The sequence below is a fragment of the Citrobacter sp. Igbk 16 genome, from assembly GCF_028069755.1.
In the GTDB taxonomy this organism is placed as follows: domain Bacteria; phylum Pseudomonadota; class Gammaproteobacteria; order Enterobacterales; family Enterobacteriaceae; genus Citrobacter.
In genome coordinates this window covers 109,075-131,106 of record NZ_JANEWJ010000001.1, presented here as the reverse complement: position 1 = coordinate 131,106, position 22,032 = coordinate 109,075, and the positions used below count along the sequence as shown (strand labels likewise).

The 22,032-nt window shown below is 49.8% G+C and carries 23 protein-coding genes, 1 tRNA gene and 1 pseudogene; 14 read left to right on the top strand and 11 right to left on the bottom strand.

Annotated features, from left to right (window positions below; genetic code table 11):
* Nucleotides 1–42: 42 nt before the first annotated feature.
* Nucleotides 43–582 carry a DUF2058 domain-containing protein gene (locus NNO03_RS00610; protein ID WP_271440219.1) on the bottom strand — a complete coding sequence of 180 codons (540 nt, stop codon included), beginning with the start codon at nt 580–582 and terminating at the stop codon, nt 43–45.
* 116 nt (nt 583–698) lie between these two features.
* A complete protein-coding gene (locus tag NNO03_RS00605) occupies nt 699–1,175 on the bottom strand; it encodes a WbuC family cupin fold metalloprotein (RefSeq protein WP_271448552.1) in 477 nt (158 codons plus the stop codon).
* A 164-nt stretch (nt 1,176–1,339) separates the two neighbouring features.
* Between NNO03_RS00605 and NNO03_RS00600 the strand changes: the two genes are divergently transcribed.
* Nucleotides 1,340–2,719 (top strand): diguanylate cyclase, encoded by a 1,380-nt coding sequence (locus NNO03_RS00600; RefSeq protein ID WP_137384247.1) that lies wholly within the window; start codon nt 1,340–1,342, stop codon nt 2,717–2,719.
* Between the two features lie 269 nt (nt 2,720–2,988).
* On the opposite strand, the gene NNO03_RS00595 is transcribed toward NNO03_RS00600, so the two are convergent.
* On the bottom strand, nt 2,989–3,204 hold the full coding sequence (locus NNO03_RS00595) for a hypothetical protein (RefSeq protein ID WP_271448645.1): 216 nt from the start codon (nt 3,202–3,204) through the stop codon (nt 2,989–2,991).
* Between the two features lie 113 nt (nt 3,205–3,317).
* On the opposite strand from NNO03_RS00595, the pseudogene NNO03_RS00590 reads away from it, so the two are divergent.
* The 3 genes and pseudogenes from NNO03_RS00590 to NNO03_RS00580 form a co-directional block, all read left to right on the top strand.
* A pseudogene (locus NNO03_RS00590) lies at nt 3,318–3,437 on the top strand (nuclease); the annotation flags it as partial.
* A gap of 50 nt (nt 3,438–3,487) precedes the next feature.
* A complete protein-coding gene (locus NNO03_RS00585) occupies nt 3,488–4,450 on the top strand; it encodes an ankyrin repeat domain-containing protein (protein WP_271448551.1) in 963 nt (320 codons plus the stop codon).
* Between the two features lie 114 nt (nt 4,451–4,564).
* On the top strand, nt 4,565–5,020 hold the full coding sequence (locus tag NNO03_RS00580; protein ID WP_271448550.1) for a hypothetical protein: 456 nt from the start codon (nt 4,565–4,567) through the stop codon (nt 5,018–5,020).
* 38 nt (nt 5,021–5,058) lie between these two features.
* Here NNO03_RS00580 and NNO03_RS00575 read toward each other — a convergent pair whose 3' ends face one another.
* The 6 genes from NNO03_RS00575 to NNO03_RS00550 all read right to left on the bottom strand — a co-directional run bounded on the left by NNO03_RS00575 (nt 5,059) and on the right by NNO03_RS00550 (nt 9,521).
* Nucleotides 5,059–5,781: an IS3 family transposase gene (locus NNO03_RS00575; protein ID WP_271448549.1), complete on the bottom strand. Its 723-nt coding sequence runs from the start codon at nt 5,779–5,781 to the stop codon at nt 5,059–5,061.
* A gap of 506 nt (nt 5,782–6,287) precedes the next feature.
* On the bottom strand, nt 6,288–6,548 hold the full coding sequence (locus tag NNO03_RS00570; protein ID WP_079965309.1) for a Txe/YoeB family addiction module toxin: 261 nt from the start codon (nt 6,546–6,548) through the stop codon (nt 6,288–6,290).
* A complete protein-coding gene (locus tag NNO03_RS00565; RefSeq protein ID WP_052932205.1) occupies nt 6,548–6,793 on the bottom strand; it encodes a type II toxin-antitoxin system Phd/YefM family antitoxin in 246 nt (81 codons plus the stop codon). The genes NNO03_RS00570 and NNO03_RS00565 overlap by 1 nt, the downstream gene beginning before the upstream one ends.
* Before the next feature lie 426 nt (nt 6,794–7,219).
* Nucleotides 7,220–8,050, bottom strand: coding sequence for a hypothetical protein (locus NNO03_RS00560; protein ID WP_271440222.1), 831 nt, complete (start codon nt 8,048–8,050; stop codon nt 7,220–7,222).
* Between the two features lie 382 nt (nt 8,051–8,432).
* Nucleotides 8,433–8,504: transfer RNA gene (locus NNO03_RS00555), tRNA-Arg, on the bottom strand.
* A 75-nt stretch (nt 8,505–8,579) separates the two neighbouring features.
* Nucleotides 8,580–9,521, bottom strand: a complete 942-nt coding sequence (locus tag NNO03_RS00550; RefSeq protein ID WP_271448548.1) for a formate/nitrite transporter family protein — start codon at nt 9,519–9,521, stop codon at nt 8,580–8,582.
* Between the two features lie 286 nt (nt 9,522–9,807).
* On the opposite strand from NNO03_RS00550, the gene mlaA reads away from it, so the two are divergent.
* The gene (mlaA, locus tag NNO03_RS00545) at nt 9,808–10,563 is read left to right on the top strand and encodes a phospholipid-binding lipoprotein MlaA (RefSeq protein ID WP_005129765.1); all 756 of its coding nucleotides are present in this window, start codon (nt 9,808–9,810) and stop codon (nt 10,561–10,563) included.
* Between the two features lie 60 nt (nt 10,564–10,623).
* Here the strand turns inward: mlaA and fadL are convergent, their stop codons facing one another.
* A complete protein-coding gene (fadL, locus tag NNO03_RS00540) occupies nt 10,624–11,955 on the bottom strand; it encodes a long-chain fatty acid transporter FadL (RefSeq protein WP_271448547.1) in 1,332 nt (443 codons plus the stop codon).
* Between the two features lie 371 nt (nt 11,956–12,326).
* Here fadL and NNO03_RS00535 point away from each other — a divergent pair, with 371 nt between their 5' ends.
* The 4 genes from NNO03_RS00535 (at nt 12,327) to sixA (ending at nt 16,939) form a co-directional block, all read left to right on the top strand.
* A complete protein-coding gene (locus NNO03_RS00535; protein ID WP_137384194.1) occupies nt 12,327–12,611 on the top strand; it encodes a YfcZ/YiiS family protein in 285 nt (94 codons plus the stop codon).
* 176 nt (nt 12,612–12,787) lie between these two features.
* Complete coding sequence (gene fadI / locus NNO03_RS00530; protein WP_271448546.1) at nt 12,788–14,098, top strand: acetyl-CoA C-acyltransferase FadI; 1,311 nt, start codon at nt 12,788–12,790, stop codon at nt 14,096–14,098.
* Nucleotides 14,098–16,245 (top strand): fatty acid oxidation complex subunit alpha FadJ, encoded by a 2,148-nt coding sequence (fadJ, locus tag NNO03_RS00525; RefSeq protein WP_271448545.1) that lies wholly within the window; start codon nt 14,098–14,100, stop codon nt 16,243–16,245. The genes fadI and fadJ overlap by 1 nt, the downstream gene beginning before the upstream one ends.
* A 208-nt stretch (nt 16,246–16,453) precedes the next feature.
* Complete coding sequence (sixA, locus tag NNO03_RS00520; RefSeq protein ID WP_048211041.1) at nt 16,454–16,939, top strand: phosphohistidine phosphatase SixA; 486 nt, start codon at nt 16,454–16,456, stop codon at nt 16,937–16,939.
* Nucleotides 16,940–17,039: 100 nt separating this feature from the next.
* Here sixA and smrB read toward each other — a convergent pair whose 3' ends face one another.
* Nucleotides 17,040–17,591: an endonuclease SmrB gene (gene smrB / locus NNO03_RS00515; RefSeq protein ID WP_003839296.1), complete on the bottom strand. Its 552-nt coding sequence runs from the start codon at nt 17,589–17,591 to the stop codon at nt 17,040–17,042.
* Nucleotides 17,592–17,757: 166 nt separating this feature from the next.
* On the opposite strand from smrB, the gene prmB reads away from it, so the two are divergent.
* Genes prmB through NNO03_RS00490 form a run of 5 tightly spaced genes read left to right on the top strand, consistent with a single transcriptional unit; the run spans nt 17,758 to nt 22,000 of the window.
* Nucleotides 17,758–18,690 (top strand): 50S ribosomal protein L3 N(5)-glutamine methyltransferase, encoded by a 933-nt coding sequence (prmB, locus tag NNO03_RS00510; protein ID WP_271440228.1) that lies wholly within the window; start codon nt 17,758–17,760, stop codon nt 18,688–18,690.
* A 39-nt stretch (nt 18,691–18,729) separates the two neighbouring features.
* Entirely contained in the window at nt 18,730–19,815 is a 1,086-nt protein-coding gene (gene aroC, locus NNO03_RS00505) for a chorismate synthase (RefSeq protein WP_271440229.1), read from the top strand.
* 3 nt (nt 19,816–19,818) lie between these two features.
* Complete coding sequence (mepA, locus tag NNO03_RS00500) at nt 19,819–20,643, top strand: penicillin-insensitive murein endopeptidase (protein ID WP_271448544.1); 825 nt, start codon at nt 19,819–19,821, stop codon at nt 20,641–20,643.
* Nucleotides 20,643–21,452 carry a sulfite exporter TauE/SafE family protein gene (locus tag NNO03_RS00495; protein ID WP_016153874.1) on the top strand — a complete coding sequence of 270 codons (810 nt, stop codon included), beginning with the start codon at nt 20,643–20,645 and terminating at the stop codon, nt 21,450–21,452. Before mepA ends, NNO03_RS00495 begins: the two co-directional genes overlap by 1 nt.
* On the top strand, nt 21,452–22,000 hold the full coding sequence (locus NNO03_RS00490; protein ID WP_271440231.1) for an elongation factor P hydroxylase: 549 nt from the start codon (nt 21,452–21,454) through the stop codon (nt 21,998–22,000). Before NNO03_RS00495 ends, NNO03_RS00490 begins: the two co-directional genes overlap by 1 nt.
* Nucleotides 22,001–22,032 lie beyond the last annotated feature (32 nt).

The following is a 22,032-nucleotide window of genomic DNA, read 5'->3' as shown; positions in this document are numbered from 1 at the left end:
TTATTAGAAAAAATGCCGGACTTATTATCCGGCATTTTTCATTTACCACATTAAATCGTCAGGTACGACGAAATCAGCGTACGGATCGTCTTCGTCTTTCGCTTCCTGGCTCAGCTCACAATTTAAGACGATGTAGCTGTCGTCGCGCTGTGCAATTTTATCGGCAACGACAGCCGGGATAATAGCATATTCACTGTCGCGGTCGCTTTCGGCAGTCAGCCGGGCAATAGCCAGACGCCCTTTAATCAATTGCGCCTGTGTCAGCTTATCCACGTAGATTTTTTTTATCAGATTATTATCGGTGAAGTTATACCCAATATCACCTTTAGAAATGGTGATTTTGTTCATTTCAATAAGCTGCTTAATCTGCGCTTTGTATTCTTTCGACAGCGTCGCTTGTTTCTGTTGATCGCTTAACTGCTTATCCCGTTCAATTTGTGCTTTTTTATTCTCTTCAACCGCTTCTCTGGCTTCACGGGCCTGAACGCGCGATTTTTTCGCTGTTCTCTGTACTTTCGCCATTTTTTTGCTGGAGACTAAGCCAGCTTTCAGCATCTGCTCTTGTAGGGTGAGTTTTGTCATTTTGGTGTCTGATCCAATAAAATCGTTGTCAGGATTATAACCTTAACGTCCGATGGGATGCCAGAATACGGGGTTTTACCAAACTGGTTTGGCTTCTGTCTGTTACCGCGAAATGCTCAGGCGCTAAACGGCGTATCTCCGGGCTGAACATGCTGATACCAGGCCATCAGCTCAGTCGTGCCGGGCTCGCCCTCGGCAGGCGCCCAGGCCGCAACGTCTTGTTCGGCCACGGGTTGATAACCACCGTGTTTAACCTCAAAAATAACGCCCCCCTTATCCAGGGACAAGACGGCATGCCAGATACCGGCATCCATCTCCAGCGCTATGCACTCCTCTCCTAACACAACACGCCGCGTAACGACGCCATCCTCATCAAAATTCAATACCACAAAGCGTCCGCTGAGAGGTATTAACAGCTCAAAGGTATGCGGGTGGCGATGAGGGCGGACATAGGTTCCTGGTTCCATCGCAATCGCCAGACGCTGAACGGGATCGCTTAGTTGCGGATGAAAATTACGATGTGCGCGCAAGCGAGGAGAATGGGCTGCCGCTTCACTTTGTTGTTGCAGATCGCTGAAGGTTATTTGTTTCATGTTAGCCGCCTGAAAGGGGTCCCGTGTCAGTCTGTTTGGGGTGTGCAAAGCAGTGTATGTGAAGGCGATATTGGTAGGGAAGGCATTCATACCCAATAATCATAACAGACTATAATTTGCCAGCCGTATCGAAAAAGGTAACAACTTACCCTGAGGACCATCCTATGGAAACCTATCTACAAACCGTGAAGGACGAGTGGGTACAGTTGATTAATGAGACGGACCCATACGTCCATCAGCTTGCAGCACAACTGGCACATGTTCATGCGCCGGTGCTGATCGCAGAGTTTTACCGCGTTGTATTGGCTGACCCTAATGCTGCGGAGTTTTTAACCACCGAGCAGGTGGAAAGGCAGCTACAAGAAGCATTACGTCGTTGGCTTATCGATGTGCTTTCCTGCCAGGTCGAACAGGTTGAAGAACAGATGCGCGCCCAGCAGCGTGCCGCGGATGTTCACGCTCGCATCGGGATCTCTGTTGATCTGGTTGAAATGGGTTTCAGGGTACTAAAAAAATTACTGCTGCCGCTGATTAATACCAGCCCGCACACCTCTGAAATCAAACTCAACATTTACCACTACGCCATCAACAGTATCGATCTGGCGATGGAGGTTATGTCACGAGCGTATGTCTTCAGTGAGAACAATGCGGCCAAAGAGGACGAAAACTATCGCATCTTCTCACTGATGGAGAATGCAGAAGAGGAAAAGGAACGGCAGACTAACGCGTTACTGACGTGGGAAATGACGCTGCTTTATAAAGTCATGTTTGACTCCAGCATCGGGAATAGCAGCCCGCTTGGTCAATCTGATTTTGGACTGTGGTTTAGCCATAAGGGACGTCACTACTTCAGTGGGATTGCTGAGGCAGGACATATATCCCGCCTGATCCAGGATTTTGATGACATCTTTAAAGATATCCGCATCTCTGACGATGCCCTCGCCAGTAAACCGCGGCGGGTTAAGTTTTTGCAGCAAACACGGAACATACTCTCGCAAATCGTCACTTTACTGCGCGAACTGTTTGATGAAGTCTCGCGACACGAGGTGGGGATGGACGTGTTGACGCGCTTGTTGAACCGTCGTTTTCTGCCAACCATTTTTAAACGCGAAATCATTCACGCCAGTCGGAGCGGGATACCTCTTTCGACGCTGCTGATTGATGTCGACAAATTTAAGCAGATCAACGATACGTGGGGACATAACACCGGAGATGAGATCCTGCGTAAAGTTGCCGGTGCGTTTTATGACAATGTGCGTACCTGCGACTATGTTTTTCGTTATGGCGGCGATGAGTTCCTCATCATCCTGACCGAAATCACCGTGGCAGACACTCTGCGCATTGCGGAGCGGATCCGCAAAGGCGTGGAGAGAATTAAGGTGAACTCTCCGACAGGCGAACCCATTTTACTTTCTCTTTCAATCGGTGCAGCGATGTTTAATGGACATCCCGATTATGAGCGTCTTATCCAGGCGGCTGATGAAGCGCTGTATGGCGCAAAACGCCGGGGAAGAAACTGTGTGGAGCTATGGCAAGTACCGTGATGGTGAAATAAAACGCAGCGTTGCGTGATAGATGTGATGGTGTCCCCAGGAGTGGTTCAATGTGCCGCTAACAACAGCGATTGCAGTTGTTGAGCACATCCTTGATGGTACGATCTCTCAATATCGGATGGATAATACGACCGGGAGGATTGTTGCGAAGAAGGCGATTTAGCTTCGAGGACCATTTTAAGCTGCTGAGAACTCTGTGCTGGTGCATAGAGATCTTTTTTAGTGGTCGTTGTGTTACCCGAAACCACCATTCGGATTACTCAGCCTGCTAGATTCTGTTTTCTGGATTGAATTCTAACACTCATTTTTTTCATTATTAGTGCATTCATAATGGACTTATCCACCACGCCGTTGAGTATCGTGTCTACTTGAACGACCGGAACCAATGAAACAGCCTGAGATTCCCAGCGCATTGTGGCAGGGGCGGCACCGATGCTGCGAGCAAGATAATAACGAGTGCCGTCCACATTCATCACTGGATTACCAGACTCCAGCTGAATTTGCAGCAGGCTGGCGAAACGGGAAATATGAAGAAAAAACCAACCGACATTATTAACTGAAGGTTGTATCTAATCCAGGGGGTAGGTCAAAATGGCTGGAAACCCGTGCAGAAAATGACGCGGTGAACGAGGTCGGTTTCTTCGGTAATCAGAACACTGTCGGTAAGCTCACCATGCCGAAATGGCGTCATACGGTGGATAAACTATAACGTATTTTTTTGCGTAGGGATGCTGAACGGGCACAGTAAGAGAGGCTGGAATGACGTCTGTTAACGATAAAGTATTAAAACTCGCTTTTCAGGGAGAATGGGAAACTATTTTGCCCATTTTTCGTGATTATCCTCATCTGGTCAATCTTCCCAGTGAACCTAAAGGCTACACCCCGTTGCATCAGGCTGCATGGCATGGGGCCAATTTGTCTGTGATAGGGGAACTGTTATCTCTTGGGGCCGACAGAAGTGCGACAACGAACACTAAGCGACAGACGGCTTATGACATCGTGGTCGAAAAGCACAAGAGACCTGAACTGGAGTATCTTCTTTTCCCACAAAAAGCGACTCTCGCGCAAATCATCAGAAAAGTTGTTACCAATGAACGGCAATTATTCACTGATTATGATGGCAACCAAATTTTGGTCGATAAAATGATTTCAGCTTTTGGTGCTGAGTCATGTCCTGATGACCTTAGCGAACTGGATACCAGGCTAAATCACCTCTTTTTTGCGTTGACGGGTAAAGCGATATCAACGGCTGAAGCCATTTACTTTGATGTAGCTGACGGTTTTACATTCACGGTAGAGGCTGATTTTTTCAGGCTGATATTTTTCCCGTTGGTGCATAAGATTGCGGCAAAAAAGATTAGCATTCCGGAACGCGAATGGGCCGTTGTATCAGACTTGTTTGACCCGGCCCCATCTCAATGGGGATCGCGTGGGAGCCTCTTCTTATGGCTGGAGATGTGCAAGGCATTATGTCAGGTGAGTATCCCGGAAGATGAAGACGAGTTGGCAAATATCATTGCGGCGGCATTTCAGGCATTGACTGGAAGATCATTAATTCATCGGGTAGGGGAAGATGAGTTTTTTGTAAAACGGTTTAGCCGTGGCGGTGGATCTTCAGGCTATGTTTCCTCCTTGTATTGGCTGAATAATTTCATCCCCCAGTTGCAAAAAAGACTGGCCTGGATGCAGGCGGTTTGGTTGACCTCACCTCGTGAGGCTTAGTGCTTTTTTTATTAAGTGCTGAAAGTTGGTTTTGTTGTTTTAGATGTAGATGGTTATCTCATCGCTGCAAATTTGCAGCATTTACTGATTTTTTGAATCGTTTGAGAGAAAATTATGAACACAGCAGAATTAGGGCAGTTAGCGGTATTGCACAAATTAACCAGCCTTGGGGCCAGAAATGTTGTCGTTCAAAAGGAAGGCAACAAGTCATTCATCCTATTTGAGGCCCCCAACGGTAAAACGTGCAAAGTGACGACTCGATCGAAAAAAGTGGGAACATGGCAAACCACAACCAACTATGCTGCCCAGTGTACTCTTGATAAAAAAAATAATGAGTTTTGGGTTTTTATCGATCTTGGTCGAGAGCCGAATACTTTCTATGTCACGCCGCTGTCGTGGATCAGGAATGATATTTATGAGGCTCATGTGGAGTATCTGGATAAACACGGTGGGCACCGTGCGCAGAATGATAAGTCGACTCATCATTCTATTTCAGTAAAACGTATCGCTGGCTGGAAAAATGCTTGGGGAGAAATGGGCTTGAGTGACTCTGTGAATACCTCGGTATAACCTGAAAGGTTACGTTGAGCTGAATCGCCACGGATAATCTAGACACTTCCGAGCCGTTGATAATACTGGTTTTCATATTCTGTCGGTGACATCAGATTGCTCGAACCATGCCGACGCTTACTGTTATAAAACATTTCGATGTAATCAAAAATATCGCTGCGGGCTTCTTCCCGCGTTCCGTAGATCTTTTTCTTTATCCGCTCGCGTTTCAGTAACTGGAAAAAGCTTTCTGCAACCGCGTTATCGTAACAGTTGCCACGACGGCTCATACTCCCTTCCAGGCCGTGTGATTTCAGGAATAACTGCCACTCATGACTTGTGTACTGACTGCCTTGGTCCGAGTGAACCAGCACCTTTCTTTGCGGATTACGCCGCCATACAGCCATCAGCAGTGCGTTCAGGACAATGTCCTTTGTCATCCGGGATTGCATTGACCAGCCGATAATTTTGCGTGAGAACAGGTCAACAACCACGGCCAGATACAGCCAGCCCTCGTGGGTCCTGATGTAGGTGATGTCCGTTACCAAACGCTCATCCGGAGCATCCGGATTGAACTGTCGCTGGAGCCGGCGGATCTCGGCCCGTGCATCTGACTGTTCTTTATTAGTGGATGAGTCCGGCCCGGATTTCTTTAGCCATGCATAAAGACTGTGGGTGGTGATATCGAGACGTGTTGCGACACTAGAAACCGAATGGCCACGATCAACAACCTGCTTAACGGCTTCAATTTTAAACTCTTCAGGATAACGCTTACTGCTCATATGCACCTCTCTTTAAGCCATTTTAAATGACTATGAGGTGTCTGTTAAACCTGTGGCGATTCAACTGGCACATAAAGGTACAGCCCGTTGCTGTCGAGCAGTCGGTATGGTTTATCTTTCGGCTTTGCCGCGTCGATCTGCTTGATGGTTAGCATGGGTAAAATTCCGGTGGGTAAAATTATTTACTCGTTTTTTACCCGCCGAAGTATGCGGCTGTCAACGTTCTATTGCGAACTATGGCGAACTTATATTTTATTGAGAGCATGTTGTGTAAGGGATTTTGCGAACTACTGCGGAGAGTGGCGAACTGTGAAATGGTGTCCCTGCAGGAAACGCCTTTAATGATAACTAATTGATATTTAATTTATTTTTATGGCGAAGGCTTTATTTGTACCCGTATTTATACCCGTTTTGTGAGATTCCCTTTTTGAGAATCACATACAGAAAGGGGAGGGCAAGATTAGCTGGCAAAGTTTAAGGCAAACCCGCCAGCCAGGGAAAAGCTGTTAGATCGTGGTGTAGTGATAACGACACGCGACGATATACAGATCGCCTTGCTCAACGTAATACACCAGGCGATGTTCTTTTGTGATGCGACGTGACCAGAGGGGCTTACGGTGCTTTAGCGCCTCCGGTTTCCCTATCCCCTTGAAGGGGCTTTCCTTAGCCGATTTGATTAACTCCATTACCTTGTTATGCGTCTTTGGGTCATTCTCGGCCCAGTACTGAAGATCGCTTTTTGCCTGCGGGGATATCCTGACTTTCATTAAATGTCCAGTTCCTCATAATCGCCGCGTTCGAGCGATGCAAGGCTGGCTTCAATGTGTGCGGCGTTCGCAGGGTTACTGAACAGGTGCAACGTTTCCTGAATCGATGCGAACTCCTCCGCGTCGATCATTACCACGCTTTTAGCACCCTTACGCGTAACCAGGATTGGCGCACGATCATCATTAGCCTGCTGCATCAGGTCAGCTAAATGCTGTCGAGCATCGGTGTAGTTTACGTGTTGCATGATTTCTCCAGGGGGTCGAGATTTGATGGTTCAATCATGGCATACGTACAACTACTTGTACATGTGATTTTATGTTACTTATTTAGTTGTGATCGAACTATTATCAAATAGCGACAAGTGTTGTGTGGTGCAAAGCTGATTGGCGTACCAGCGTTAAAGGCTCCCAGCGCTTCGCGAGAAACCAGATAACCAGGGCCACCATATGTTCAGTATGCGGATATGTTGACAATAATAAGCATGCTTTGGCGCGCGTGTTATTGCCTTTGGTTGTTACCCGATGCCAATCCAGCATTCCTGATTTTGCGTATATTTGATTTTGGCGAGCTAAGCTCAAGTGAAGTGACGACATTGGTACCCCCCTCTTTCTAATTCCAATTCGATGGGGGGCATTCTCATGTATTGCATTGTCGTAAGTCGCGAAAGTCGCTAGCTGTTTTCGTTTTTAGCTTTCGCTTCTTTCATCCAGTTCTGTAGCGTCCTATCCGTTTCTGTGATTGTAAATCCTTTAGTTTCAAGAGCTTTACGAAATTCTTTCGCGGTCATCCTTGGAGCATAATGTTTTAACGCCTCTGCTTTGTTGTTGTTACCTCTTGGGGATTGGCTCTTTCTGCCTCCATTGCTGCGCTGGATATGCGTTAGTGCAGCCCAATGACGCATGATCCGATTGCTTTCCTTAAATGCGTTATCGACATCCCAGTGATTTAGCGCCTCCCGGATAACAGCTGGACGCTCCTTCACACTTTTGGTGCTTAAGTCGATTCCACGCTGTTTGCAGATGTGGTAATAGATTGAATCTTTTATATGACCGGGAGTAGTGAGTAAGCCGTACCGGTTCCTCATCACGTCAATCACCTTGAGGTTTTCTTGCACTTCACCGCAGATAAGGCTGATAAGTTCGGCGGATAAATGGCGTAGCTGCAACTCACTCAGCTTGGAACAATGAATATCTGCTGCAATCCCCCCAATGTATCCAGCGTTGTTACGATAATCTGCTAACAGTTTATCTTTCCAGAATTCTACTAGCTCATCGCTGCGCAACTCGTTAGGGATGTTTGTTGGCGATTCGCCTTTTTGACACTCCCAAAGTGAGATTTCAAGTTGTTCAAGGCGTAGGTTTGACAGTGCCAAATCTTTTTCGTATTTGGCTATTTTGTCTTTTTCTTCTCTAATCTGTTTTTCGTAGTAGCTGCAACATTGACTCCAATCAGGCTCGGTTTTGCAGTTAATTTGCTCAGTAATTTTTAATTTATCTGTCATAGTATTCGCTGTTACGGAATAAAGAACGAGAAATTTAAGCACGGTTCTGATCGTTAAACTTTCAACTTTGCCTCATGTATTTTTTGAACGTATTCCATGATCAAATACAAAGCTGTAGCTCGCATTATTGCCCAACTCGTGCATCAAGGTTTGATATTGGCAAGCCAACGTTATGTGTTTATCAGTCTCCCCGGATAGTTCGTGACAAGGCCATAAGTATCCCTCCCGAAGTTCTAACAGCGTGAGGGTACTTTAAAGGGACACTTTTAGTTGTGTTTCTGGGTGCTATTGGCTGGACATGGTTGGATATTGATTTCGGCTCTAAACCTTGTGTGGCGCGGATTTTGTGGGATTGTTTGGCAGGGGACATAAACGCTCGGAATGTCCCCTGCAGGAATCGAACCTGCAACTAGCCCTTAGGAGGGGCTCGTTATATCCATTTAACTAAGGGGACGAAGCGGCACGAGTATAGCGTTTTTTACTCTCAACGGTAAGTCTCAGGCTGCCTGACTGCTCAAACAGTCGCCATTCAGGTCTGTTTTTTCTGGTTTTTCTGTGGTTGGGCTTCCCGCTTTGCTTGCAACCTGGCTTCTTCCTTGCGTTTATTGCTCATATCATTGCGGATCTGCGCGTGGCTCATCAGCGCAAAGATAAATGTCCCGCCGCAGATATTTCCGGCCAGTGTCGGTAAGGCAAAAGGCCAGAAAAAGTCGCCCCAGTGTAGTGTTCCATTAAAGACCAGATAGAGAATTTCAACTGAACCCACGACGATATGTGTGGTATCGCCTAAGGCAATCAGCCAGGTCATCAGGACAATGACGACAATCTTTGCGGCTCCGGCGGCGGGAAACATCCAGACCATCGTGGCAATCAACCATCCGGAGACAATGGCATTGGCAAACATCTCCGTTGGGTTATTTTTCATTACATCCATGCCTATTTTGACGAAGGCGTCGCGGGTCGCCTCATCAAAAATCGGCATGTATTCAAACGCCCATGCTGCAACTCCGGTGCCCACAATATTACCCAGTAGTACTACGCCCCACAGACGCATCAACAGACCAAAATTGCCGAGGGTGGGGTTTTGCATAACGGGTAAGACGGCGGTGACGGTATTTTCCGTAAAGAGTTGTTGGCGGGCCATAATCACAATAATAAAGCCGAAGGTATAACCGAGATTCTCCAGCAAAAACCCGCCGGAAACACCCTCCAGTTGCACGTGAAAAATTCCCTTTGCCAGCAACGATGCACCCATTGACAGTCCGGCAGCGATGGCTGACCACAATAGCGCCATCGCGTCGCGCTCCATCTCTTTTTCTCCGTCCTGGCGGATATGCTCGTGGATCGCCATTGCACGTGAGGGTAGTCTGTCCTCATTGAGCTCTATCTTTTTTCCGCTCCGCTTTTCTTCGCTTTCCACCTGGAGTTCGTCGCTGTGACGATCAATCTTCTCTTTTTCGATGTCAGTCATACCAGGATCCTGAATAAGCACGTATTGCTAAAGCGTAGCGGTTTTTATTTGAAGGCTGGTGGATAAAGTCTGAAATCGCAAAAATGGTAACGCATGTTTTTATTGGCTTCGTTAAAATGAACCATCACTGTGTCTGTATTACCAGGCTATGATCAAATCAGTAAGTTAGGGCATATAGACATCGATTGACGTGCTGTTACAATCGCTCACATCTAATCAGGCGGATACATCATCGTTCCGTCATGGATGGCAATCAGCGATAGCCATAATACACAGGGAGACACTTATGAAGCTTCGCCTGTCGGCGCTTGCGCTGGGAACCACACTTTTGGTGGGGTGTGCGAGCTCCGGTACTGAACAGCAGGGGCGTTCGGACCCATTTGAAGGGTTCAACCGCACCATGTACAACTTCAACTTTAATGTGTTGGATCCATATGTTGTTCGCCCGGTGGCTGTAGCCTGGCGTGATTATGTTCCGCAGCCGGCCCGTAATGGTTTGAGCAACTTTACGGGCAACCTTGAAGAACCGGCTGTCATGGTTAACTATTTCCTGCAAGGCGACCCCTATCAGGGGATGGTGCATTTTACCCGTTTCTTCCTGAATACCTTGCTAGGTATGGGCGGGTTTATTGATGTGGCGGGGATGGCGAATCCGAAGTTGCAGCGTGTTGAACCACACCGCTTCGGCAGCACATTAGGCCACTATGATGTCGGTTACGGTCCCTATATGCAGCTTCCGTTCTACGGCAGTTTCACGCTGCGTGATGATGGCGGCGATATGGTGGATACGCTGTATCCGGTTCTGTCCTGGTTAACCTGGCCGTTGTCGATAGGTAAATGGACGGTTGAAGGCATTGAAACGCGTGCGCAACTGCTCGATTCTGACGGGCTGCTGCGCCAATCTTCAGATCCTTACATCATGGTGCGTGAAGCTTACTTCCAGCGTCATGACTTTATTGCGAATGGCGGTAAACTCAAACCAGAAGAAAACCCGAACGCAAAAGATATTCAGGATGAGTTAAAAGAGATCGATTCTGAGTAAGGAATTGGGGCAAATAAAAAGGTGAGCTAAAAAGCTCACCTTTTTTACGTCTGATGAAAATCAGAATGCGTAGTTCAGGTTCATACCGTACAGCCAGGCTTTCCCTTCTGATTCGAAGGAGTACGGGCCTTCTTCGAATTTCACTTTCTGACCGTGCATATAAGAAATGCCGACATCCAATGAAGCATCTTTATTAAACGCATAGGTGGTACCCGCACTCAGCCAGAAGCGGTCCTGATCCGGAATAGAGATGGAACGGCGGTTAGCTGGAACTGGGCTATCATCGAAGGCGATACCGGTACGGAATGTCCAGGTATCATCATAGTAGTAGGTAGTCCCCAGCGCGATACGGTAAGAATCTTTGAAACCTTCTTCTTTATAGAACAGAGTCTGGCCGTTGCTGCCTTTTGCTTTAAGCTCCTGGAACTGACTCCAGCTGGTATATGCCATGCTGTAGTGAACCGCCCACTGTGGCGCAACGCGGTTATAACCTGAGAACTCCCACATTTCTGGCAGGTTCAGATCAAGCGAACCGTCGATTGTGTTGCCGTTAGTGCCAGCAGGCAGGCTAGCGAACACCGGGCGCAACTGTGCTGGAATACGGTCCATTGATGGCAGACTGCTGCGGTAGTCACCGTCGAAGTCAACTTTTACTTCCGAACGGTAGGTGAAACCGTAACGGTTGTCTTTATCCACTTCATAAAGAATACCGGCGTTCCAGCCGAAGCCCCACTCATCGCCTTTCAGGCGCGCAATCTGCGTATCTGCCGGGTATTGTGCGGCCAGTGATGGAGGAATTTTACCGCCAGAACCTGCAACGATCTGCTGTGGGAGATCGCCTGCATAACGCTCAAGCTTCGCTTTGGCATAGACGGCGTTAAAACCGAGACCGAAACTAAAATGATTATTCAGACGGTAGGCACCGCTCAGGTTTAAGTTGAGCGTTTCCAGGTCGGTTTTTCCGCCCATCGAGCCGGCTGCGTAATTATTGTTAAACTCCGTTGCCAGACCATAGTTAGAGGTAACTGACGCCCCCCAACCAAATTGATCGTTAATTGGGGCAACAAAGTGCACGTTCGGTATCCAGGCGGTTGGGGCGATATTATCCTGGCTGGCGTCGTTACCAATACGTGAGCGTCCGGAAATATCGACATCCGGGTCAACGAAAATCGCACCAGCAGAGAAAGTAGGGCGATCAAACATCATGATCAGCGCGGGGTTACGACTGGCGTTACCTGCATCATCTGCAATAGCGCCTTCACCCGAATATGCCCGGCCAAGGCCAGAGGAAGAAAATTCGTTTAGCTGAAAGCCTGCAGACCAGGCCTGTGTGGAGATAATTGCCACTGCGACTGCGAGAGCAGACTTTGTAAACAGGGTTTTCTGGCTCATGACCATAACCTCATAGATTTATTTTTATACAAACTATGTTACATGCCGTAACAGGAGCGCGAAGTGTAGGGTCTGAGGTACCACATAGAAATCAGACCAGTGGCGAGAGTATAGGTCGGACCAGCCAGAATGTTGCAAGTATGTTTATAAATATTTTCAATTCTGATCTAAGAAACGCGATCCAGCTGGCAAAATTGCGGGTACGCGCACTCACCTGTTTGGGCGATTTTTGTTTTAGATCATTTTTAAGTGTGATTTCTGTCACTTATCTCATTTCGCACAATTAACGACTGGAGAGGCGAATAATGGGAGCGTAAAATGTCCCTATCGTTTATCTGGCACCTCGGGTGCGAATACAGAGGAAATCTACAATGAGTAAATGCAGTGCTGATGAAACCCCGGTTTGCTGCTGTATGGATGTTGGCACCATCATGGACAACTCCGATTGCACCGCTTCCTACAGCCGCGTGTTCGCGAATCGCGCAGAGGCAGAAGAAACGCTGGCCGCTCTGACTGAGAAGGCACGTAGCGTGGAATCTGAACCTTGCAAAATCACCTCGACTTTCACTGAAGAGTCAGAAGGCGTGCGTCTGGATATCGATTTTGTTTTTGCCTGTGAAGCTGAAACGCTGATTTTCCAGCTGGGCCTGCGTTAATCCCTTCTGCTCATGCCCTTGCCACCAGGTGGCAAGGGCATTTTCGTAACAGTCAGTGACTATTCACTGTGTCATAGCTCTCACTTTCTTTTCTCCCCGCTTGGCTAAATGTAAAAAATTGGTTAAGACTGTGATCAGGTCAGACCACTTATTTTTATTTTTTACAGGGGAGTGTTATGAGTCAGGCTTTACCGCTGGTTACCCGCCAGGGCGACCGTATCGCCATCGTGAGCGGATTGCGTACGCCATTTGCCCGTCAGGCTACCGCGTTTCATGGCATTCCCGCCGTTGATTTGGGAAAAATGGTTGTTAGTGAATTGCTGGCCCGCAGCGAAATACCTGCTGATGTTATTGAACAGCTGGTTTTTGGCCAGGTGGTTCAAATGCCAGAAGCCCCCAACATTGCCCGGGAAATTGTTCTGGGAACCGGGATGAATGTGCATACGGATGCTTACAGCGTAAGCCGGGCTTGTGCAACCAGCTTTCAGGCCGTGGCGAATGTTGCAGAAAGCCTGATGGCCGGTACTATTCGTGCTGGGATTGCCGGCGGCGCAGACTCCTCTTCCGTTCTGCCTATTGGCGTCAGCAAAAAGCTGGCGCGAGTACTGGTGGATGTCAATAAAGCCCGCACAACCGGACAACGTCTGAAGCTCTTCTCCCGATTGCGCTTGCGCGATCTGATGCCTGTGCCACCGGCTGTTGCTGAATATTCCACCGGTTTACGCATGGGGGATACCGCCGAGCAAATGGCCAAAACCTATGGCATCACGCGTGAGCAGCAGGACGCGCTGGCGCACCGTTCTCATCAGCGCGCGGCTCAGGCATGGTCTGAAGGAAAACTTGCGGATGAGGTGATGACAACCTACGCCCCCCCCTTTAAAGATCCTTTTTCAGAAGATAACAATATTCGCGGTAACTCGACGATGGCGGATTACGCCCGGTTGCGTCCGGCATTTGACAGAAAACACGGTACCGTTACGGCGGCCAACAGCACGCCGTTAACAGATGGTGCTGCGGCTGTGATTGTGATGACGGAATCGCGTGCGAAAGAGTTAGGGCTGGTACCGCTGGGATATCTGCGTAGTTTTGCCTTTACCGCCATTGATGTCTGGCAGGACATGCTGTTGGGACCTGCATGGTCGACCCCGCTTGCCCTGGAGCGCGCAGGGTTAACCATGGCGGATTTAACGCTTATTGATATGCATGAAGCCTTTGCGGCACAAACGCTGGCGAACCTCCAGTTGCTGGGCAGTGAGCGTTTTGCCCGCGAAGTGTTGGGGCGTTCCCATGCCACAGGTGAAGTCGATGACAGTAAATTTAACGTATTGGGCGGCTCAATTGCCTATGGGCACCCATTCGCCGCAACTGGTGCACGAATGATCACCCAAACCCTCCATGAACTACGGCGTCGTGGCGGTGGCTTTGGTTTAGTCACCGCATGTGCGGCAGGTGGTCTGGGTGCGGCAATGGTTCTGGAGGCAGAATAATGGAAATGACATCGGCTTTTACGCTCAACGTGCGTCTGGATAACGTCGCCGTTGTCTCCATTGATGTGCCCGGAGAGAAAATGAATACCCTGAAAGCGGAGTTTGCTTTTCAGGTTCGGGCCATTCTGAAACAAATTCGCGACAATAAAGCGTTGCGTGGTGTCGTGTTCATTTCGGCGAAACCCGATAATTTTATCGCCGGTGCCGATATCAATATGATAGGCGATTGCCGCAGTGCGCAGGAAGCTGAAACGCTGGCCCGTCAGGGGCAGCAGATCATGGCGGAAATTAATGCATTGCCGATCCCGGTTGTCGCCGCGATTCATGGTGCCTGTTTGGGCGGTGGGCTGGAGATGGCGCTGGCCTGCCATAACCGTATCTGTACCGATGACGTTAAAACCGTGCTGGGTTTACCGGAAGTGCAGTTAGGCCTGCTTCCCGGTTCCGGTGGAACCCAGCGATTACCTCGTCTTATTGGTGTCAGTACTGCGCTGGATATGATCCTGACAGGAAAACAGCTCCGGGCAAAACAGGCGCTAAAAGTGGGGTTGGTGGACGAAGTTGTACCACAGACCATTTTGCTGGAAGCCGCGGTTGAACTGGCCAAAAAAGACAGTTCGGCGCACCGGGTGCTGCCCGTACGTGAACGTGTGTTGGCGGGGCCGTTGGGACGTGCGCTGCTGTTTCGTATGGTCAGCAAAAAGACGGCGCAAAAAACGCTGGGCAACTACCCTGCAACGGACCGCATTCTTGAGGTGATCGAAACCGGTCTCGCACAGGGCAGCAGCAGCGGCTATGAGGCGGAAGCCCGCGCGTTTGGTGAGCTGGCGATGACTTCGCAGTCTAAGGCACTACGGAACATCTTTTTTGCCAATACCGATGTGAAAAAGGATCCCGGCAGTGAAGCGAAGCCCGGCCCGCTGAATAGCGTCGGTATTTTGGGCGGTGGCCTGATGGGCGGCGGTATTGCTTATGTCACTGCCTGTAAAGGTGGCTTGCCGGTACGCATCAAAGATATTAATGCTAAAGGAATCAACCACGCGCTGAAGTACAGTTGGGATCAACTTGAAACGAAGGTTCGTCGCCGTCATATCAAGGCAGGTGAACGTGACAAACAACTGGCGCTGATTTCGGGAACCACCGATTATCGCGGTTTTGCTCATCGTGATCTGATTATTGAAGCGGTGTTTGAAGATCTGTCGTTAAAACAACAGATGGTGGCAGAAATTGAACAGAATTGTGCCCCTCATACTATTTTTGCATCGAACACCTCATCTTTGCCTATTGGTGATATTGCGGCTAATGCTGCCAGACCTGAACAGGTAATTGGTCTGCACTTCTTTAGTCCGGTAGAAAAAATGCCACTGGTGGAAGTGATCCCGCATGCAACAACCTCTGAGCAGACGATTGCCACAACCGTTAAGTTAGCGAAAAAACAGGGCAAAACACCGATTGTTGTCCAGGATAAGGCTGGCTTTTACGTAAACCGAATTTTAGCGCCTTACATCAACGAAGCGATTCGCATGCTGACCGAAGGCGAACGTGTCGACACGATTGATGCCGCGCTGGTTAAGTTTGGTTTTCCGGTAGGGCCAATCCAACTTTTGGATGAGGTCGGAATTGATACGGGCACTAAAATTATACCAGTGCTTGAGGCCGCATATGGAGAACGTTTTAGCGCGCCTGCAAATGTTGTTGCTTCAATTTTGAATGACGATCGCAAAGGTAGAAAAAATGGTCGGGGTTTCTATCTTTATGGTGCGAAAGGGCGTAAAAGCAAAAAACAGGTCGACCCTGCAATTTATACGCTTATTGGCGTCCAGGGTCAGGGCCAACTCGCCGCCCCGCAAATTGCCGAGCGGTGTGTCATGTTAATGCTTAACGAAGCAGCACGCTGTTTTGGTGAGCAGGTCGTCCGCAGCGCACGTGATGGTGATATCGGCGCTGTATTTGGTATTGGTTTTCCGCCATTCCTCGGCGGCCCGTTCCGGTATATGGATTCTCTCGGTGCGGGTGAAGTGGTTGCGGTTCTGCAACGACTGTCCACGCAATATGGTTCACGGTTTACACCGTGTGAACAGTTATTGCAGATGGCGGAACGTGGTGAAAGATTCTGGAATATCGGGGAAACTGACCTGAATTCATGAGGTCAAAGGTAGGATGAATCCGCACTGAATGTATGTGTCACGCTCAAAATGTAAACAGAGATTGACTATACTTACGCCGTTGAGGTAAAAAACAGCGTTTCATTCGGTGAATGGATAAGGCACAATGCCGGCCACCACATAGTTACCACTGCCAATAGGGGCTTTGTGTAAACGTGTCGGTGATTCTGGTTAACAAAAGCGGTGCAATATGCAAGTTTTTATCATGCGTCACGGCGACGCGGCCCTCGATGCCGCCAGTGATTCGGTTCGTCCTTTAACCTCTTGTGGTTGTGACGAATCTCGCCTGATGGCGAACTGGCTGAAAGGTCAAAAAGTGGATATCGAACGTGTTCTGGTGAGCCCGTTCCTACGAGCCGAACAGACGCTGGATGTGGTGGGAGAATGTATGAACCTGCCAGCCGGTGTGGATGTTTTGCCGGAGCTGACTCCCTGCGGCGATGTCGGTCTGGTCAGCGCCTATTTACAGGCTCTGGCCAATGAAGGTATCGCGACGGCGCTGGTGATTTCTCACTTACCGTTAGTGGGATATCTGGTGTCTGAGCTTTGCCCAGGTGAAACGCCGCCGATGTTTACCACATCTGCGATAGCCAGCGTAACGCTTGATGAGAGCGGAAAGGGCATTTTTAACTGGCAGATGAGCCCGTGTAATTTGAAAATGGCAAAAGCGATTTAATCGAATCCGTGCCATGTTTCATCGTCCGGATAAGGCAGAGTCGCCATCCGGAAAATAAAAGAGCCGCAAATGCGGCTCTTTTTGTTTCTGAATTGCTGCCTCAGGGAAGTTCAGGTGGCAACCACTCTTCCACTTCGATCAGTACCAGCAGTGCGGCATCGCCACCGTACTCTTTCGGTGCCTGATGGAAGGCCATCACATGCGGATGTTGTGCCAGCCACAGCGGCGTTTGCTGTTTCAGAATGTGCTTCCCGTGGCCATGCATTACGCAGGCGCAAAAGACATGCTCACGACGACAGGCGGCAATCAATGCACCGAGCTCCTGTTTGGCCTGTTGTTGCGTCAATCCGTGCAAATCAAGAAACAGCTCCGGGGAGTAATCACCACGGCGCATTTTCTTCAGTTCGAAATGGCTGACGTCGGCACGCAGGTATCTTACCGGGCCGTCCGTATTCAGCAGCGGCTGAAACTCATCCGAGAAATAGTGGCTGGCATCAGCCTGCTCCTGTAGCAGTCTTTTAACCGGAACCTCGGCAATTTTTTTACGTGGAGGTCGGTGAACAATGGTGTCCTGTTTAATTTTACGCGTGCCGGTCATCAGCTGGCGAAACAGCGTCTGATCCTCCTCGCTGAGCGATGTTTTCTTTTTCATTCGAGAGTCTCAACTTTTATTTTCCGTTAGTTTAACCCGACTCGACGGGCATCCGATCGCTTAAAACGCAATTTTCGCGTTCAGGCTCCGTGTGAATGCTGATTTATCGCCGTCTTCGTGGCAAACTAGCCGCCGAATTTAATGCGAGCATGCCCTGGAGGAATACGTGGATAAAATTTTCGTCGATGAAGCAGTGAGTGAACTGCATACCATTCAGGACATGTTGCGTTGGGCGGTCAGCCGTTTTAGCGCAGCGAACATCTGGTATGGCCATGGTACGGATAACCCGTGGGATGAGGCCGTACAGCTGGTGCTGCCGTCTCTTTATCTGCCGCTGGATATTCCTGAGGACATGCGTACCGCACGTCTGACATCCAGCGAGCGTCATCGTATTGTTGAGCGTGTGATTCGTCGCGTCAACGAGCGTATTCCGGTGGCTTACCTGACCAACAAGGCCTGGTTCTGCGGGCATGAATTCTATGTTGATGAGCGCGTGTTGGTTCCGCGTTCGCCTATTGGCGAGCTGATCAATAACCGCTTTGCGGGTCTTATCAACGAGCAGCCGCAGCATATCCTCGATATGTGCACCGGCAGCGGTTGTATTGCTATCGCCTGCGCCTATGCCTTCCCGGAAGCTGAAGTGGATGCGGTTGATATTTCGACGGATGCGCTGGCGGTTACCGAACACAATATTGAAGAGCACGGTCTGATTCATCACGTAACGCCGATCCGTTCCGACCTGTTCCGCGATCTAGTGAAAATCCAGTATGACCTGATTGTCACTAACCCACCGTATGTTGATGCGGAAGACATGTCAGACCTGCCGAACGAATACCGTCATGAGCCTGAACTGGGTCTGGCATCCGGTAGTGATGGACTGAAGCTGACTCGCCGTATTTTGGGCAATGCTCCGGACTACCTGTCTGATAACGGTATTCTGATTTGTGAAGTCGGAAACAGCATGGTACATCTGATAGAGCAATACCCTGATGTGCCGTTTACCTGGCTGGAATTCGACAATGGTGGAGACGGTGTATTCATGCTGACCAAAGAGCAGTTGATCGCCGCTCGTGAGCACTTCAGTATTTACAAAGACTAAATACACGCGCAGATACACAACACGCATAACGGAGCCGTGATGGCAGGAAATACAATTGGGCAACTCTTTCGCGTAACAACCTTCGGCGAATCACACGGGCTGGCGCTCGGTTGTATCGTTGATGGTGTTCCGCCGGGCATTCCTCTGACTGAAGCCGACCTGCAGCACGATCTCGACAGGCGTCGTCCGGGCACGTCGCGTTACACTACCCAGCGTCGGGAACCGGATCAAGTGAAGATCCTCTCCGGCGTATTCGACGGCGTCACCACCGGTACGAGTATTGGCCTGCTGATTGAAAATACCGATCAGCGTTCTCAGGATTATGGTGCCATCAAGGATGTTTTCCGTCCAGGACACGCCGACTATACCTACGAGCAGAAATACGGCTTGCGTGATTACCGTGGCGGTGGACGTTCATCCGCTCGTGAAACGGCAATGCGTGTAGCGGCGGGAGCAATCGCCAAGAAATATCTGGCGGAAAAATTCGGCGTTAAAATCCGTGGTTGTCTGACTCAAATGGGCGATGTTCCGCTGGAGATTAAAGACTGGTCTCAGGTCGAATTGAATCCCTTCTTTTGCCCGGACCCGGATAAAATCGAAGCGCTGGATGAATTGATGCGCGGGTTGAAAAAAGAGGGCGACTCCATTGGCGCCAAAGTCACCGTTGTTGCTGACGGTGTGCCGGCGGGTCTTGGTGAACCTGTTTTTGACCGTCTTGATGCCGACATCGCGCATGCGTTGATGAGCATTAACGCTGTAAAAGGCGTAGAGATTGGCGATGGTTTTGACGTTGTGGCGCTACGTGGCAGTCAGAACCGTGATGAGATCACCAAAGACGGTTTCCAGAGCAACCATGCGGGTGGCATTTTGGGAGGGATCAGCAGCGGGCAACAAATTATTGCCCATATGGCGCTGAAACCGACGTCCAGCATCACTGTGCCTGGGCGTACTATCAACCGCTTTGGTGAAGAAGTCGAAATGGTAACCAAAGGACGTCACGATCCGTGCGTTGGGATCCGCGCAGTGCCGATCGCAGAAGCGATGCTGGCTATTGTGTTGATGGATCACCTGTTGCGCCAGCGGGCGCAAAATGCGGATGTGAAGACTGACATTCCACGCTGGTAAGAAATGAAAAAAACGGCACTTGCGGTGCTGGCTCTGCTTGCCAGCACCGCCTGTCTGGCGGCGACGCCCTGGCAGAAAATTACCCATCCGGTTGCGGGTAGCGCACAGTCTATCGGCGCATTCTCCAATGGCTGTATCGTGGGGGCGGATACGCTGCCGGTACAGTCAGAACATTATCAGGTGATGCGCACCGATCAGCGTCGCTACTTTGGTCATCCGGACCTGGTGAGGTTTATCCAGCGTCTGAGTAATCAGGCCAATAGTCAGGGGCTGGGTACGGTGTTAATCGGTGATATGGGCATGCCGGCCGGTGGGCGATTCAATGGCGGTCATGCCAGTCACCAGACCGGGCTGGATGTTGATATTTTCCTGCAACTGCCAAAAACGCGCTGGACCCAGTCGCAACTGCTGCGACCGCAGGCGTTAGATTTGGTCTCACAGGATGGCAAACGTGTCGTGCCGTCACTGTGGAAGCCGGAGATTTTCAGCCTGATTAGGCTGGCGGCAAAAGATAATGAAGTAACGCGTATTTTCGTGAACCCGGCGATTAAGCAGCAACTTTGCCTGGATGCAGGGACCGACAGGGACTGGTTGCGTAAAGTGCGGCCATGGTTCCAGCATCGTGCGCATATGCATGTCCGGTTACGTTGCCCTGCCGACAGTCTTGAGTGCGAAGACCAACCGTTACCACCACCGGGTGACGGCTGCGGCGCGGAGTTGCAAAGCTGGTTCGAACCTCCAAAACCTGGAACCACCAAGCCTGAGAAGAAGACACCGCCGCCGTTGCCGCCTTCCTGCCAGGCGCTACTGGACGAGCATGTACTCTAATGGATCATTTTGCCTCTCTGTTTATGGTGTCGCCACTGCTGTTAGGTGTGCTTTTTTTTGTGGCGATGCTGGCAGGTTTTATTGATTCTCTGGCCGGAGGCGGTGGTTTACTCACCATTCCGGCATTGATGGCGGCCGGGATGCCACCCGCGCAAGCGCTGGCGACCAATAAGCTGCAGGCCTGTGGGGGATCTATCTCTTCCTCCCTCTATTTTATTCGTCGTGGTGTGGTTAACCTGGCGGATCAGAAGCTCAATATCTTCATGACCTTTATCGGGTCAATGAGCGGCGCACTATTGGTTCAGCACGTGCAGTCAGATATTCTGCGCCAGATCCTGCCGGTTCTGGTTATCTGTATTGGCCTTTACTTTCTGTTAATGCCGAAAGTGGGCGAAGAAGATCGGCAGCGTCGATTGCACGGGTTGCCTTTCGCGCTGGTAGCCGGTGGCTGTGTTGGCTTTTACGACGGTTTTTTTGGCCCGGCAGCGGGATCATTTTACGCGCTGGCCTTTGTCATGCTGTGTGGCTATAACCTCGCGAAGTCGACAGCCCATGCCAAGGTATTGAATGCCACATCGAATATCGGCGGGCTATTGCTGTTTGCTCTCGGCGGCAAAGTGATTTGGGCGACTGGGTTTGTGATGCTCATTGGCCAGTTTATTGGCGCACGGATGGGGTCGCGACTGGTGCTCAGCAAAGGACAAAAACTCATTCGACCGATGATTGTCATTGTTTCCGCAGTGATGAGTGCCAAATTACTTTATGATAATCATGGACAGGAGATTCTCCACTGGCTGGGGATGAACTAATGAATAATACCCATCACTACGAACAGTTAATTGAGATTTTTAACGGCTGCTTTGCCGATGAATTTAATACCCGTCTGATTAAAGGCGACGACGAACCGATCTATCTTCCTGCCGATGCGGAATTACCGTATCACCGTATCGTTTTTGCGCATGGTTATTACGCCAGCGCGTTACACGAAATCTCACACTGGTGCATCGCCGGCAAGGCGCGCCGTGAGCTGGTCGATTTTGGTTACTGGTACTGCCCGGACGGGCGTGATGCGAAGACGCAATGCCAGTTTGAAGATGTGGAAGTGAAGCCGCAGGCGTTTGACTGGCTGTTTTGCATGGCGGCGGGCTACCCGTTTAACGTCAGTTGCGACAACCTGGAAGGGGACTTTGAACCGGATCGCGTGGTATTCCAGCGTCGCGTTCATGCCCAGGTGATGGAGTACCTGGAACAGGGGATCCCCGAACGCCCGGCGCGTTTCATTAACGCACTACAGAATTATTATCACACGCCTGAACTTAAGGCGGAACAATTCCCGTGGCCCGAAGCGCTCAACTGACGCCGATGCCACGTTTACAATGAGGAAAGAAG